The sequence below is a fragment of the Duganella aquatilis genome, assembly GCF_009674565.1.
In the GTDB taxonomy this organism is placed as follows: Bacteria; Pseudomonadota; Gammaproteobacteria; order Burkholderiales; family Burkholderiaceae_D; genus Rugamonas; species Rugamonas aquatilis.
The window spans coordinates 208963-221890 of record NZ_WKJL01000005.1; the positions used below are offsets into that span (position 1 = coordinate 208963).

Here is a 12928-nt window from a genome sequence, read left to right on the forward strand (position 1 = left end):
CGAACATCTTGGAGTTTTAATAAAATGGCATCAGTCAACAAAGTCATCATCGTCGGCAACCTGGGTCGTGATCCGGAAATTCGCTACATGCCTAGCGGTGATGCGATCGCCAACATCGCCGTGGCGACCTCGTACAGATCGAAAGACCGCAACACCGGTGAGCAGAAAGAGCTGACCGAATGGCACCGCATCTCGTTCTTCGGCCGCCTGGCGGAAATCGTCGGCCAGTACCTGAAAAAAGGTTCGTCGGTCTACGTCGAAGGCCGTCTGCAGACGCGCAAGTACACCGACAAGGACGGCGTGGAGAAATACGCCACCGACATCATCGCCGAGCAGATGCAAATGCTGGGTGGCCGTCAAGGCATGGGTGATGGCGGCGGCATGGACGACAGCGGCGGCTACGAAGCCCCACCACAGCGTCAGGCTCCGGCACCACGTCCACAAATGGCGCCACCGGCACCAGCCCCACGCCCGGCCCCACGCCCAGCGCCGAACTTCTCGGATATGGATGACGATATTCCATTCTGATAAGAAGTTAAGTAAAATGCAAAAAAGCCCGTAACCCTGGTGGTTACGGGCTTTTTTTACGTTTGCTGGAATGCCGAACATCTCATGAAAAAAGCTGTGCTTGTCGCGTTGCCGGTGGTGGCGTTTGTCTTATCCATTTTCCTGCTTCGCCTCGCGCATGTTGGGCACGATGCCTCGTTGTTGGTCACTTCGCTCAGCTTTCCGATTGCTGCGCTGGTTTCCTATGCCGTGCTCGGCAGGCGCGACATCACATCGGTGCTGTCTGGCCTGGTGCTGGCGATACAGGCGGCGGCGTTCTCTGCATCGCATTTTCACAAGTCGCCGCTTTTTTACGTGCAGGCGTTCGTCGCCGGGATGTTTTTCGGCTGGACGGTGCTGAAGAGCCGATACCTGTGGTTTGCCATCGGCTTTCACTTCGGCTGGGATCTGATGATTGTTTTCGCCACCGGCTATCACAGCATGAACTTCGGCCATGTGAGAGGCATGGTGGTTTTCGAACCTGATTATGCCCAGGTGGAGAATGTCATTTTTTCGCTGGCGGTCGGCGTCGCGGCACTGCTTTACTCGCGGGCGTCGCGGCTGCCGCATATTGCTTCCAGTCCGCCACCACCTGGCCATGATAGCACTGCGCATAATCCATCAGCGCGGGACGCCATTGCGCCGCGTTGAGGCCGTGCTCTATCCATGCGTCGGCGCAGGCTGAGCCTTGCCTGCCGCCCGAGCGCAGGTGGGCCCAGGCGACGATGCCGCCCATGGTGCGCATCACGCTTTCCAGTCGACGCAGCTTGCCTCCCCACAGGTTGAGCGAGAGGCGGTCCTGCTGCGGCAACAATTCCCTCAACACGTACGACTCGCTGCCGAGGCTCACCGCCGACAGGAACGCGGGCGACACCGCCTGCATCCGTTTCTGTATGGCGACCACGCGTTCAGCCTCGGTTCGCCATTCCGGTTGCGCGGTGGGCACGTATGGCGCCAGCGCGGAGGTCGGCGCGAACTTCAGGTCGAGCAGGAAGTTGCCATCCAGTCCGCCGCGGCCACGCACCAGCACCGCGTAGCGCTCCAGTCCCAGGCTGCCGGTGCCGGCGATGCGCCGGGCCACGTCCTGCACGCGGAAGAATGCCGGCGTCGGTTGGGCGTGCGCATAGGCGGCCATGATACGTTTCACCTTGTCGCACTCGCCGTCGTTGAGCGGCAGCGTCTTGATGTGGTCCAGGCGCAGCCTGCGCTTGCCTTTGACGATATCGGTGCGGCGGTCGAGGAAGGCGGGCCGTTCGCGCGAGCGCAGGTCGCGCAACAGGTCGCGTACCATGCCGTCCGCCGTGGCGCGCTCCACCCAGCGCGGTTTGCCGTCGATCAAGTTGGTGACGTAGGCGTCGAGGAAGCAATGGCACAGCGCGACGGCGTCGGCGGCACGCACTTTCAAGGTGTCGGCCGCCACCAGCACGCTGACCAGAAAGCGCGCCAGCTCCCAGCTGCCCGGCGCCAGGATGGCTTCGTCAAAATCGTTGAGATCGAAGTAGGACAGGCGGTTGTCGCCCTTGTAGGTGCCGAAATTTTCCAGGTGTAAATCGCCGCAGCTCCAGGCGGGCGGCGCCTGGTTGAAAGAGGTGTCGGCCGGAAAGTCCTGGTAAAACAAATGGCAGGTGCCGCGCAGGAAGGCGAAGGGATTGGCGGCGATCAGGCGGTATTTTTGCGCAACGCGCTCCGGATCGCGGCCCGCGTTGAATGCCGCGATCAGGCCCACCACATCACGTTTGCGTAACTTCGCCATGGCCGCTCCTGAAAATGGCATTCTGCCACGAAGACGGCGTTTCAATCGGACGCCTCGCTGATCGGTAAACTGCCAGAATCAATCCGAGGTAACACGCACGGCCTCGGCGCCCTATCGGTTTCCTCGTCTTCTCTCCACCCACACGAGGAAACCATGCGACTTCCGTTGATTCCCCCTGCCGAACTCTCGGCCGAACAAAAAACGCTGTACGACAGCATGCGCAAAGGCATCGCCAGCAACTTCAACGCGTTCAAGGTTGAACGCGAGGACGGCGCCCTGATGGGCCCATGGAATCCCTGGCTGCACGAGCCGGGCATCGGCAAGGCGATCTGGGATTTGACGCTGGCCATGACGGCCAACGCCGTGTTGCCGGACAACGTGCGCCAGATCGCGATCCTGGTGGTCGGCGCCCGCTACGACGCGGCGTATGAGTTGTACGCGCACGTTGCCGTCGCGGAAAAAGAAGGCATGTCGTCCGAACGCCTGTCGGCACTGGTGGCGGACCTGAAACCGGCCGACCTGTCGAAGGAAGAAAACGTCGCCTTCGATTTCTCCTACGCCCTCAGCCGCGGCGGCACGCTGCCCGAACCGCTGTACCGGCAGGCCATCGCCACCTTCGGCCAGCACGGCACGAACGAGCTGATCTACCTGGTCGGCCTGTACGCGCTGGTGTCGACCACGCTGAACGGCTTCAACGTCCCGGTTCCCGAACGTGAATAACCACCCAACCTATTGAAGAGACCATCATGAGCATACAAGACAAAGTCGCCATCGTCACCGGCGCGGCCAGCGGCATCGGCAAGGAAATCGCCACGGTATTTTTCCAGAACGGCGCCAAGATCGTCATCGCCGACCTGAACCTGGAGGCGGCGCAGGCCGCCGCCAGCGAACTCGATCCATCCGGCGCGCGCGCCATCGCGGTGGCGATGGACGTCACCAATGAGGAGCAGGTTGACGCCGGCATCGCCGCCGCTGCAAGCAAGCTGGGCGGCATCGACATCCTGGTTTCCAACGCCGGCATCCAGATCGTCGCGCCGGTCGATGCCTTCGACTTCGGCAACTGGAAGAAAATGCTGGCGATTCACCTCGACGGCGCCTTCCTCACCACGCGCGCCTGCCTGAAGCTGATGTATGGGCAAAAACGCGGCGGCAGCGTGATCTACATGGGCTCGGTCCACTCCAAGGAAGCCTCGGTGCTGAAGGCGCCGTACGTCACGGCCAAACACGGCCTGATCGGCCTGTGCAAGACGGTGGCCAAGGAAGGCGCGGCGCATGGCGTGCGCGCCAACGTCATCTGCCCCGGCTTCGTGCGCACGCCGCTGGTGGAAAAGCAGATTCCCGAGCAGGCCAGGGAGCTGGGCATCACGGAAGACCAAGTCATCAAGAATGTGATGCTGAAGGAGACCGTCGACGGCGAGTTCACCACCGTGGACGATGTGGCGCAAACGGCATTATTCCTGGCCTCGTTCCCGTCGAATGCGCTGACCGGCCAGTCCATCGTCGTCAGTCACGGCTGGTTCATGCAATAAATCGCTTGCGAACAAACCTACTAGTTGGTATATTGGCGGCATGAGTTCAGATACCGCCAACCGCATCCTCGATACCGCCCAGCATTTGATTGTGACGCGGGGCTATAACGCCTTCAGTTATGCCGACATCGCCGAGGTGGTCAGCATCAGCAAGCCCAGCATTCATTTCCACTTTGCCACCAAGGCGGAGCTGGTGCGGCAGCTGCTGCTGCGTTACCGGGAAACGGTGCAGGTGAATCTGGCGCAGCTGGCGGTGCAGGTGCCCGATCCGGTGGCGCAGCTGCGTGCCTACGCAGGCCACTGGGAGAAGTGCATCCGCGACGACACGGCGCCGTTCTGCCTGTGCGCGATGCTGGCGTCGGAACTGCTGTCGCTGCCGTCGGACGTGGCGGTCGAGGTCAAATTGTATTTTGGCGACCTGGCCGACTGGCTGACGCACACGCTGGAAAAGGGCGCCGCCCAGGGGCAGCTGGTATTGCCCCGTGGCGCGGCGGTCGAGGCCGAGTCGTTCATGGCCAGTGCGCATGGTGCCATGTTGTCGGCGCGGGTGTTTGGCGATGCCGATGTCTTTGTCCGTATCGTCGGCGAGGCCATCGACAGGCTGCTTGTGAAGTAATCACCGCTGTATATTTTCGGCCATGGATTGCATGGCCTTTTATTGAAACCAAGCACCTACCAACTAGTAGATCAAAGGAGTTTTATCATGGCCCATCCTATGTCCGCCTTCGGCGCTGTCCACACGATACTGAGTCTGGTCCCGCTGGTCGCCGGCCTTGTCGCCTTCAAGCGTCATGGAAAAATCGATCCAGCCACCAGCATCGGCAAGGTGTACTGGATCGGCATGGCTGCTTCGGTGGTGACGGCTTTCGGCCTGTCGAGCACTGGCGGCTTCAATCCCGGTCACGCGCTGGGCCTGCTGACGCTGGTGGTCATGGCGGTTGCCACGCTGGTGACACGCGTGGCCTTCCTCGGCCGCGCGGCCGCCTACCTGCAGGTGGTGCTGATGTCGTTCAGCTTCCTGCTGCTGATGGTGCCGGGCACCAACGAAACCCTGAGCCGCCTGCCGGCCGGCCATCCGATCGGCAACGGCCCCGACTCCGCGCCGGTGCAGATGGCGCTGGCCGGGGTGTTCGTGCTGTTCGTGATCGGCACCATCTACCAGCTGGTGCAACTGCGCCGTCACGCCGTCCGTCAAGCTTAAAAGCGTTCGCCCGTCAGCGCTTCGGCCTTGGCCCACAGCGCGTCGGCGCGCGCCGGGTCGAGGGCATATGGACGCACGCCGGCGCTGAAGGCGCTGACCGTCGCGTCGTCCGCCAGGATTTCGCCGACGTGGCAGTCTTCGCAGTATTTGCCGCCTATGGTGGCCGCATCGGCGGTAATGCCGGCCCACAGCGTGGTGGCCGCGCCCTGGGCGACGGTCTTCACCGCGAATGGCGGGAAGCCTTGCGCCAGATGCTGTTCGTTCATTGACGTGAACGCTGCCTGGAAGTTGGCAGGATCCATATTCCGCGTGAGTTCGGTGAGGATCACGCCGGGATGGATGCTGGCCGCGCGCACGCCGCGATGACGGTGGCGCGCATCGAAGGCCACCGCCAGCAGCGCGTCGCCGGTCTTGGAGCGGCCGTAGGCCAGCCACGGATCGTATGGCGTGTTTGCGAAGTTCGGATCGTCCAGATCGACGTCGGCGAAGCGGTGGCCGTTGGAGGACAGTACGATCAGCCGTGCACCGTCGCGCATCAGCGGCGCCAGGCGGTTGACCAGCACGAAGTGGCCCAGCACGTTGGTGCCGAACTGGCTTTCGAAGCCGTCCCTGGTGTGTTCGAACGGCGTGGCCATGACGCCGGCGTTGGCCACCACCAGGTCGAAGGGCTGCCCGGCGGCGCTCATCGCATCGCTGACCTTGCGCACCGACGCCAGGTCGGCCAGGTCCATGTGGATGATCTGGAAACTGCCGCCGCTGTGCGCCGCCGCGTCGCGCACCACTTTGGTGTTGACGTGTGCCTTGTCGAGATCACGCACGGTGCCGATGACGTCGGCGCCGTGCGCCACCAGGGCGCGGGCGGTTTCCACGCCCAGTCCGGCCGAAACGCCGGTGATGAAGACGCGCTTGCCGCGCAGGTTGATGCCGTCCAGTACCTCGTCGGTGGTCGATGTTGCGCCAAAAATTTTCATGGTGTAGTTCTCCGGTAGGTCAAAAGAGAGCGCGCACCCAGCGCGCCCGCCTTGCCCAAGATACGCCGCCGCCTTGCCGGCCGCTCGCCAAAATTGGTCAATTTCTTGCCTGATCCGCTCAATCCGGTACACTGGACCGATGGACGACTTAATTGACCAGATGTGCCGACGGGTGCTGCGCCACATGGATGAGCAGCACATGGAGACGGCGATTCCCCGGCTGGCGATCGGCGCGTTCCGCAATCCCGAACCGACGATGACGGCGGTGGGCGCCGGCGTCTGCCTGGTGCTGCAAGGCGCCAAGCAGATGATGGTGGGGAAGAAGATGCTGCGCTACGGCGTGGGCGGCTGCTACGCCTCGCTGATCGATTTGCCGACCACGCTGTGCGTGTTCGAAATGGACGGTGACAAGCCTTACCTGGGCACCGGGCTGACGCTGAACCACGCGCTGTTTACTTCGTTAATCGCCGACATGCCGGAGGCGCCGCCGGATAACGCGGTGCTGGGCTTTCACGTGGGCACGGTGTCGCGTGCCGTGCTGGAAGCGTGGGATCATTTGCTGGCGCTGCTCGACACGCCGGAAGATATCCCGATCCTCGCGGCGGCGCGCGAGCGCGAACTGCTGTATCGCCTGCTGCAAAGTCCGCATGGGCCGCTGTTGCGGCAAATCGGGCGCGAGGAGGGCCGGCTGGCGCAGGTGCGGCGCGCGATCGACTGGATGCGCCATCATTTCGACGAATCGTTTCCGATCGAGACGGTGGCCGAGATCGCGGGCATGAGCGTGTCATCGTTCAACCGCCACTTCCGCGAGGTCACCTCGACCAGTCCGCTGCAGTATCAGAAAACGCTGCGACTGCAGGCGGCGCGCCGCCTGCTGGCCTCCGACATGGACGCCACCCGCACCGCCTACGCCGTCGGCTACGAAAGCCCGTCGCAATTCAGCCGCGAATATGCCCGCTTGTTCGGCCGCCCGCCCAAGCAGGACGCCTCGCAACTACGCGAGCATATCAGCGAGATCTCCAGCGTTGTGATCTGATCAGCGCGTGCAGCGTGCGCGCCGCCAGTCCGAGCACGGTCACCGTCAGCGCAATCACGCCGATGGCGTGCGGCAATGGTGGCGCCTGAGGAAAGGGATTAGCAGCTTGGCCATCTTGAGTGCGAGGTCATGGCCCCAGTCCTCGGCGTGGTAATGCGGATAGTCGTGGTGGACCTTGAACTCCATGCCGCTGGAGCACATCACGCCGTCCGGCCGTTCGCCGACCAGCGTGATGTCGTAGTGATCCTTCTTCGGCAGAAAGCGGTTGGCCTCCGTGATTCCCTGTCTTTGCTGTGCGACGCATCAAAGTACCTCATGCGCGCAAGCTTGGACAGGGAAGCGGCTTAGCGTGGCCTCAGTACTTCGACCTGGCGGTCCGCCAGCAGCGCCAGGGCGCGGCCCACTACCAGCGACTGATAGTGCTCGGACTGCTTGTGCGCTTCCAGCGCTGCTTCGTCGCGGTACTGCTCCACCAGGAGCAGCGTGTGCGGCTGGTCGACGCCACGGTAGGCCTCGTAGCTCAGACAGCCTGGCTCGGCCAGCGATTTCGGGCGCATTTCCGCCACGATCGCCAGCACGTCACCGAGCTTGCCATCGACCGGCTGCCAGCGGGCAACCACGGTGAGTGCGCCGGCGCTCATTACTGCGCTCCCTGCAGGGCTTTGACGATTTCCTTCGCCAGGCCAGCGCCCGAGGCTGGATTCTGGCCGGTCATCAGACGGCCGTCCACCACCACGTGCTCTTGCCAGACGCTGGCTGCTGCGTACTGGGCGCCTTCGGCACGCAGCGCGGTTTCCAGGTTGAACGGCACGTCGGCCTGGGCGTAGCCGGCTTCCTCGTCATTGGAGAACGAGGTCAGCTTGCGGCCGTAGACCAGCGGCGTGCCGTCTTCCAGCTTCACGCCCAGCAGCGCGGCAGGGCCGTGGCAGACGGCGGCGACGATCTTGCCAGCGTTCCAGGCTTGCAGCACGGCGGCTTGCACCTGCGGGTTGTTGGCGATGTCGACCATCGGGCCCAGGCCGCCAGGGAAGAAGATGGCGTCGTAGTCGCGCACATCCACTTCCGACAGCTTGCGGCTGTGGTTCATGCGGCGGATGGCCGCGCTGTTGCGGAAGGCCAGTTGTGCCGGATCGTTGGCGTCATAGCCGTCTTCCGGGATGGCGCCGCCTTCCAGCGAAGCGTATTCCACCGCCACGCCGGCGTGGTCGAACACTTCGTAAGGGTGGGCGACTTCAGGGAAGAAATAGCCGGTGGCGCGTTTGTTAGGGCCGATTTCGGCAGCGTTTGTCAAAATAAACAGTACGTGTTTGGTAGTCATGGCGAGCTCCTGATTTAGTTGAGAATCCGCATAACGGTGCGGGTTGAGGTAACTATAGGAGCATCTGGCAGGGCCGGGTAGATACTGCTAGGATGACGCAATGTCAAACGAATTAATACAATCATGAGCGATCCTGCCCCGATACTCGATGAATTGCGCGCCATGGCGGTGTTTGCCACAGTGGTGCGCAGCGGCAGTTTTGCCGCCGCCGCCCGCGCGCTGGGGTTGACGCGCGCCGTGGTCAGCCACCACATCCGCGCGCTGGAGATCAAGCTGGGCGTGCCGCTGGCCCAGCGCAGCACCCGCAGCTTCAGCCTGACGCCAGCCGGCGAGGCCTTCCGCGTCCATTGCGAGCGCCTGCTGGACGAGGCCAACGACGGCATCCGCGGCATGGAACTGCTGCGCGCCGAGCCGCGTGGCGAGGTGCGCATCACCTGTTCGCACCACTTCGGCAGCAAGCGCATCCTGCCGGGGCTGCTGGAATTCCGGCGCCGCTATCCGGCCATCCGCCTGCACGTGTCGATGAACGACGCCAATGTCGACCTGGTGCAGCAGGGCATCGAGCTGGCGGTGCGCGCCGGGCCGCTGCCCGATTCGTCGCTGGTGGCGCGGCGGCTGGTGCGCGAGCCGACCATGTTGTGCGCGTCGCCGGCCTATCTGCGGCGCTACCGGACGCCGGCCTCGGTCGCCGAGCTGGAGCAGCATCGCTGGGTGGTGTATCCGGCCAGCCAGCGCGGCATGACGGTGCGCGTCGACGGCCAGGAAGTCCAGGTGCCGGTGCGCGGCGACGTGGTGACCGACAGCGCGGCGTCGCGGCTGGCGTTCGTGCTGGCGGGCGAGGGCATCGCGCGCCTGCCGGCCTACGATGCGGCCTCCTTGCTGGGATCGGGCGAGCTGGTGCGCGTGCTGCCGGAAGTCGAGACAGCCGCGCTGGAAATCTACCTGGTCCACTCGCAGCGCATCGGCCCCAGCGCGCGGCTGCTGCGCGACTTCCTGCTGGCTGGGCAACATGATGAGGAAGGCAACAAAAGCCCACTCTTTACGTGAATTTACGCGATTTTCGGCCGTACCTAGCCAATAAGTAAGACATTTCCATGTGGAAATTTGTTAGTATTTGCTGGCCCCCTCTTTTCCCGATCCGAGAGATTGCCATGCAAGATTTCCTCCGAAACAAGCGCCTCTGGGCGTTGCCGCTGACCTGCATCGCTGCGCTGCTGAGCGCTTGCGGCGGCGCCGATACCTCCGCCGACAGCGCGCAGGCGCAGAGCGCCGCGCCGCTGGCGACCGCTTCCACCATCCTGACGCTGGATCCAGGCAGCCTGGCGCCGGCCGATGCGCAGCAGTTCGCGCAGCCGTCGTTCCACATGGCGCCGGTGCTGCTCGATACGCCGGCCGATGCCGCGCCGGGTGACGCGGCGCCGGCCAGCGTGCACACGCAAACCGTGCCGACCGCCTTCCGCCGCCTCGACTCGCGCCGCCTGACGGTGGAGGCCTTGCGCCAGGTGCAGGCGCTGCGCAGCGCCGACAGCACGACCGACGCCGACACCTCGGCGGCCACGCCGCTGGCCACCACCACCACGGTCGCCACCTACACCCCGGCGCAGATCCGCGCCGCCTACGGCCTGCCGACGCTGCCGGCCAGCTTCACCGGCCTGACCACGGCCCAGGCGGCCCAGCTTGGCGCCGGCCAGACCATCTACATCGTCGACGCCCAGCACAACCCGAACGTGGCGGCCGAACTGTCGGCCTTCAACACCAAGTTCGGCCTGCCGGCCTGCGCCACCAAGGCCATCGCCACCAACGCCAGCCTGCCGCTGGCGACCGCGTCATCGACCGCCTGCGAACTGTCGGTGGTGTACAGCACCGCAGCCGGCGCGATGACCAGTTCGGCCCCGAGCTACGATTCGGGCTGGGCCACCGAAATCGCGCTGGACGTGCAATGGGCGCACGCCACCGCGCCGCTGGCGCGCATCGTGCTCATCGAAGCGGCCAGCTCTAGCTATGACAATCTGCTGGGCGGCGTGCGCCTGGCCAACAACCTGGGCGCCGGCATCGTGTCGATGAGCTTTGGCGGCAGCGAAAGCAGCGGCACCAGCTCGGCCGACAGCGTATTCTCGGCCGCCAACATGACCTACCTGGCCGCCACCGGCGACTCCGGCGCCGGCGTGGCGTGGCCGTCGGTTTCGCCGAAGGTGCTGGCGGTGGGCGGCACCACGCTGACCTATACTGGCGGCGCCCGCTCGGAAGTGGTGTGGTCCAGCACCGGCGGCGGCGTCAGCCAGTATGTTGCGACGCCGTCTTATCAAAGCACGGCGGTGCCGGGCATGGGCACGGCGGCGCACCGCACCGTGGCCGACGTCGCCTTCAACGCCGACCCGAACAGCGGCCAGTACGTGGCGGTGATCGCCTCCGGCAGCAGCACCGTCAAATGGACCAGCGTCGGCGGCACCAGCCTGGCGACGCCGCAGTGGGCCGGCCTGATCGCCGTCGCCAACGCGCTGCGCGCCGTCAACGGCAAGGCCGCGCTGGCGGCGCCGCATACCGCGCTGTACACCAATATCTCCACCGTGGCCGGCACTTACGCCAGCGTGTTTGCCGACATCACCAAGGGCAGCCACGGCAGCTGCAGCGCCTGCAGCGGCGAAGTCGGCTACGACCAGGCCACCGGCCTCGGCACGCCGAACGCCACCGCGCTGCTGTCGACTCTGTCCGGCCTGACCGTGCAGACGGCGCCGGTGGTCACGTCCGCCAGCATCAGCGGCAAGGCCGGCACCGCCCTGAGCTTCACCGTGTCGGTTACCGCCAGCAACGCGGTCACCTACACGCTGACGGGTGCGCCGTCCGGCATGAGCATCAGCAGCGCCGGCGTGGTCAGCTGGGCGGCGCCGGTGGCCGGCACCTATAGCGTGACGGTCACCGCCAAGGACAGCAAGACCGGCCTGAGCGGGCAGGGCGTGTACTCCGTCGTGATTACCGCCGCCAGCACCACGACCACCGGCACCACCGGCACCGGTACGACCGGCACCACCACCGGCGGCGGACCGGTGATCAAGGCGTCGGCCATCACCGGCGTCGCCGGCCGCGCGTTGAGCGGCACCATCTCCATCAGCGACACGACCAGCAAATCGGTGTCGGTCAGCATCAGCGGCGCGCCGCTGGGCATGTCGTTCCAGGTCAGCGGCATGCAGATCGTCGCCAGCTGGGCCTCGCCGGTCACCGGTAGCTACCAGCTGAAAGTGGTGGCCACCGACGGCAACGGCGCCAGCGCCCAGGTCACCGTTCCGGTCACCGTCAGCGCCCGCTAAACCGCTCCCCGCTGCACCCGCGCGCCCGGATATCCTCCTTCTTGGAGGTATCCGGGCGCTGTCATTCCCGCTACATTCCTGTTATAGTCCCGCCGAAATTGGTCTGACCAATTTGTTTCGTGGTCAGGCCATAAATTCACAAATGTATAGTTTGACTGTGTAATAAAACTGTTTTAAACTGCCTTCAGTTTTTGCGCTAGATCAAGTTTCAATCAAGTTTTTCGCCCGCCGCAGGGTCTGCCGCCGGGTGCATCCTCTTCACTCTCACTACATACGCTACCTATGTCCACAGGCAAATTCAGTCCCTCGCGACGGACTATTCTCATGGCCACCGCAGCGGCGGTTCCCCTTGCGTCGATTCCGCTGGTGCGCCAGGCGCGCGCCGACGGCCTCGAAGGCGTCGAACTCAGCCAGTACCAACCGGTGTTCTTCACGGCGCCAGAATGGCAATTCATCCTGGCGGCCTGCGACCGCCTGATCCCGGCCGAGGGCCGCGGTCCGGGCGCGCTGGAAACCAACGTGCCGGTGTTCATCGACCAGCAACTGCACAACGGCCTGGGCGACGACGTCTACATGGCCGGTCCGCATAAGGCCGATGCCGCGCCGACGCTGGGCTTCCAGGGCACCTTCACGCCGCAGCAGGCCTACCGCACCGGCATCAAGCTGGCGCAGCAGGTCGCGCAGCAGAAGCATGGCAAGCCGTTCGAACAGCTGGCGGCGGCCGACAAGGACGCCCTGCTGACCGCGCTGCAAAAGAACGAGATCGTGTTTGCCGACCTGGGCGAGCCGGGCCTGAAAGCCTCGTCGTTCTTCAACCAGATGCTGGGCGACGCCAAGAACGGCTACCTGGCCGACCCCATGTACGGCGGCAACAAGGACATGAAGGCCTGGGTGGCGATCGGCTTCCCCGGCGCCCGCGCGGCGTACACGGAATGGGTCGACCAGCACAACGTGAAATATCCCCTGGGCCCGGTCAGCGTCAGCGGCAAGCGTGCTTAAAAAGAAGAAAGTTAAAAATGCCAAACATTACTAACGACGAAGTAGACGTCGTCATCGTCGGCCTTGGTTGGGCCGGCTCCATCATGGCCATCGAACTGGCCCAGGCCGGCCTGAAAGTGCGCGCGCTGGAACGCGGCCCGGACCGTCCGCCGGAAGATTTCGCCTATCCGAAACCGGCCGACCAGTACGCCTACGCGATCAAGAACAAGGTGTTCGCCACCCCGCGCGACGCCGCGCTGACGGTGCGCTACAACGACGCCGAAACCGCGC

The 12928-nt window shown here is 64.5% G+C and carries 14 protein-coding genes and 1 pseudogene; 10 read left to right on the top strand and 5 right to left on the bottom strand.

Annotated features, from left to right (window positions below):
• Positions 1–24 precede the first annotated feature (24 nt).
• Both ssb and GJ698_RS30890 read left to right on the top strand, forming a co-directional pair.
• Positions 25–528: a single-stranded DNA-binding protein gene (ssb, locus tag GJ698_RS10315; RefSeq protein WP_154357522.1), complete on the top strand. Its 504-nt coding sequence runs from the start codon at positions 25–27 to the stop codon at positions 526–528.
• Between the two features lie 84 nt (positions 529–612).
• Positions 613–948, top strand: a pseudogene (locus GJ698_RS30890) (CPBP family intramembrane glutamic endopeptidase); the annotation flags it as partial.
• Positions 949–1051: 103 nt separating this feature from the next.
• Here GJ698_RS30890 and GJ698_RS10325 read toward each other — a convergent pair.
• Positions 1052–2299, bottom strand: coding sequence for a DUF2252 domain-containing protein (locus GJ698_RS10325; RefSeq protein WP_154357524.1), 1248 nt, complete (start codon positions 2297–2299; stop codon positions 1052–1054).
• A gap of 153 nt (positions 2300–2452) precedes the next feature.
• Between GJ698_RS10325 and GJ698_RS10330 the strand changes: the two genes are divergently transcribed.
• The 4 genes from GJ698_RS10330 to GJ698_RS10345 all read left to right on the top strand — a co-directional run bounded on the left by GJ698_RS10330 (position 2453) and on the right by GJ698_RS10345 (position 5029).
• Entirely contained in the window at positions 2453–3019 is a 567-nt protein-coding gene (locus tag GJ698_RS10330) for a carboxymuconolactone decarboxylase family protein (RefSeq protein WP_154357525.1), read from the top strand.
• Positions 3020–3045: 26 nt separating this feature from the next.
• Positions 3046–3828 carry a 3-hydroxybutyrate dehydrogenase gene (locus tag GJ698_RS10335; protein ID WP_154357526.1) on the top strand — a complete coding sequence of 261 codons (783 nt, stop codon included), beginning with the start codon at positions 3046–3048 and terminating at the stop codon, positions 3826–3828.
• 40 nt (positions 3829–3868) lie between these two features.
• On the top strand, positions 3869–4444 hold the full coding sequence (locus tag GJ698_RS10340) for a TetR/AcrR family transcriptional regulator (protein ID WP_154357527.1): 576 nt from the start codon (positions 3869–3871) through the stop codon (positions 4442–4444).
• An 87-nt stretch (positions 4445–4531) separates the two neighbouring features.
• Positions 4532–5029, top strand: coding sequence for a hypothetical protein (locus tag GJ698_RS10345; RefSeq protein ID WP_154357528.1), 498 nt, complete (start codon positions 4532–4534; stop codon positions 5027–5029).
• On the opposite strand, the gene GJ698_RS10350 is transcribed toward GJ698_RS10345, so the two are convergent.
• Positions 5026–6000, bottom strand: a complete 975-nt coding sequence (locus GJ698_RS10350) for an SDR family NAD(P)-dependent oxidoreductase (protein ID WP_154357529.1) — start codon at positions 5998–6000, stop codon at positions 5026–5028. The genes GJ698_RS10345 and GJ698_RS10350 overlap by 4 nt on opposite strands.
• A 139-nt stretch (positions 6001–6139) precedes the next feature.
• Between GJ698_RS10350 and GJ698_RS10355 the strand changes: the two genes are divergently transcribed.
• Positions 6140–7036 (top strand): AraC family transcriptional regulator, encoded by an 897-nt coding sequence (locus GJ698_RS10355; RefSeq protein ID WP_154357530.1) that lies wholly within the window; start codon positions 6140–6142, stop codon positions 7034–7036.
• 54 nt (positions 7037–7090) lie between these two features.
• Here the strand turns inward: GJ698_RS10355 and GJ698_RS10360 are convergent, their stop codons facing one another.
• The 3 genes from GJ698_RS10360 to GJ698_RS10370 all read right to left on the bottom strand — a co-directional run bounded on the left by GJ698_RS10360 (position 7091) and on the right by GJ698_RS10370 (position 8354).
• Positions 7091–7237: a hypothetical protein gene (locus tag GJ698_RS10360; RefSeq protein WP_154357531.1), complete on the bottom strand. Its 147-nt coding sequence runs from the start codon at positions 7235–7237 to the stop codon at positions 7091–7093.
• A gap of 143 nt (positions 7238–7380) precedes the next feature.
• Positions 7381–7677 (bottom strand): putative quinol monooxygenase, encoded by a 297-nt coding sequence (locus tag GJ698_RS10365; RefSeq protein ID WP_154357532.1) that lies wholly within the window; start codon positions 7675–7677, stop codon positions 7381–7383.
• Positions 7677–8354 (bottom strand): type 1 glutamine amidotransferase domain-containing protein, encoded by a 678-nt coding sequence (locus GJ698_RS10370; RefSeq protein WP_154357533.1) that lies wholly within the window; start codon positions 8352–8354, stop codon positions 7677–7679. The genes GJ698_RS10365 and GJ698_RS10370 overlap by 1 nt, the downstream gene beginning before the upstream one ends.
• Positions 8355–8477: 123 nt before the next feature.
• Here GJ698_RS10370 and GJ698_RS10375 point away from each other — a divergent pair, with 123 nt between their 5' ends.
• From GJ698_RS10375 to GJ698_RS10385, 3 genes are all read left to right on the top strand, one after another.
• Positions 8478–9401, top strand: coding sequence for a LysR family transcriptional regulator (locus GJ698_RS10375; RefSeq protein WP_154357534.1), 924 nt, complete (start codon positions 8478–8480; stop codon positions 9399–9401).
• 104 nt (positions 9402–9505) lie between these two features.
• Positions 9506–11659 (top strand): S53 family peptidase, encoded by a 2154-nt coding sequence (locus tag GJ698_RS10380; protein ID WP_154357535.1) that lies wholly within the window; start codon positions 9506–9508, stop codon positions 11657–11659.
• 324 nt (positions 11660–11983) lie between these two features.
• Positions 11984–12658 (top strand): gluconate 2-dehydrogenase subunit 3 family protein, encoded by a 675-nt coding sequence (locus GJ698_RS10385; protein ID WP_371865227.1) that lies wholly within the window; start codon positions 11984–11986, stop codon positions 12656–12658.
• Positions 12659–12928 lie beyond the last annotated feature (270 nt).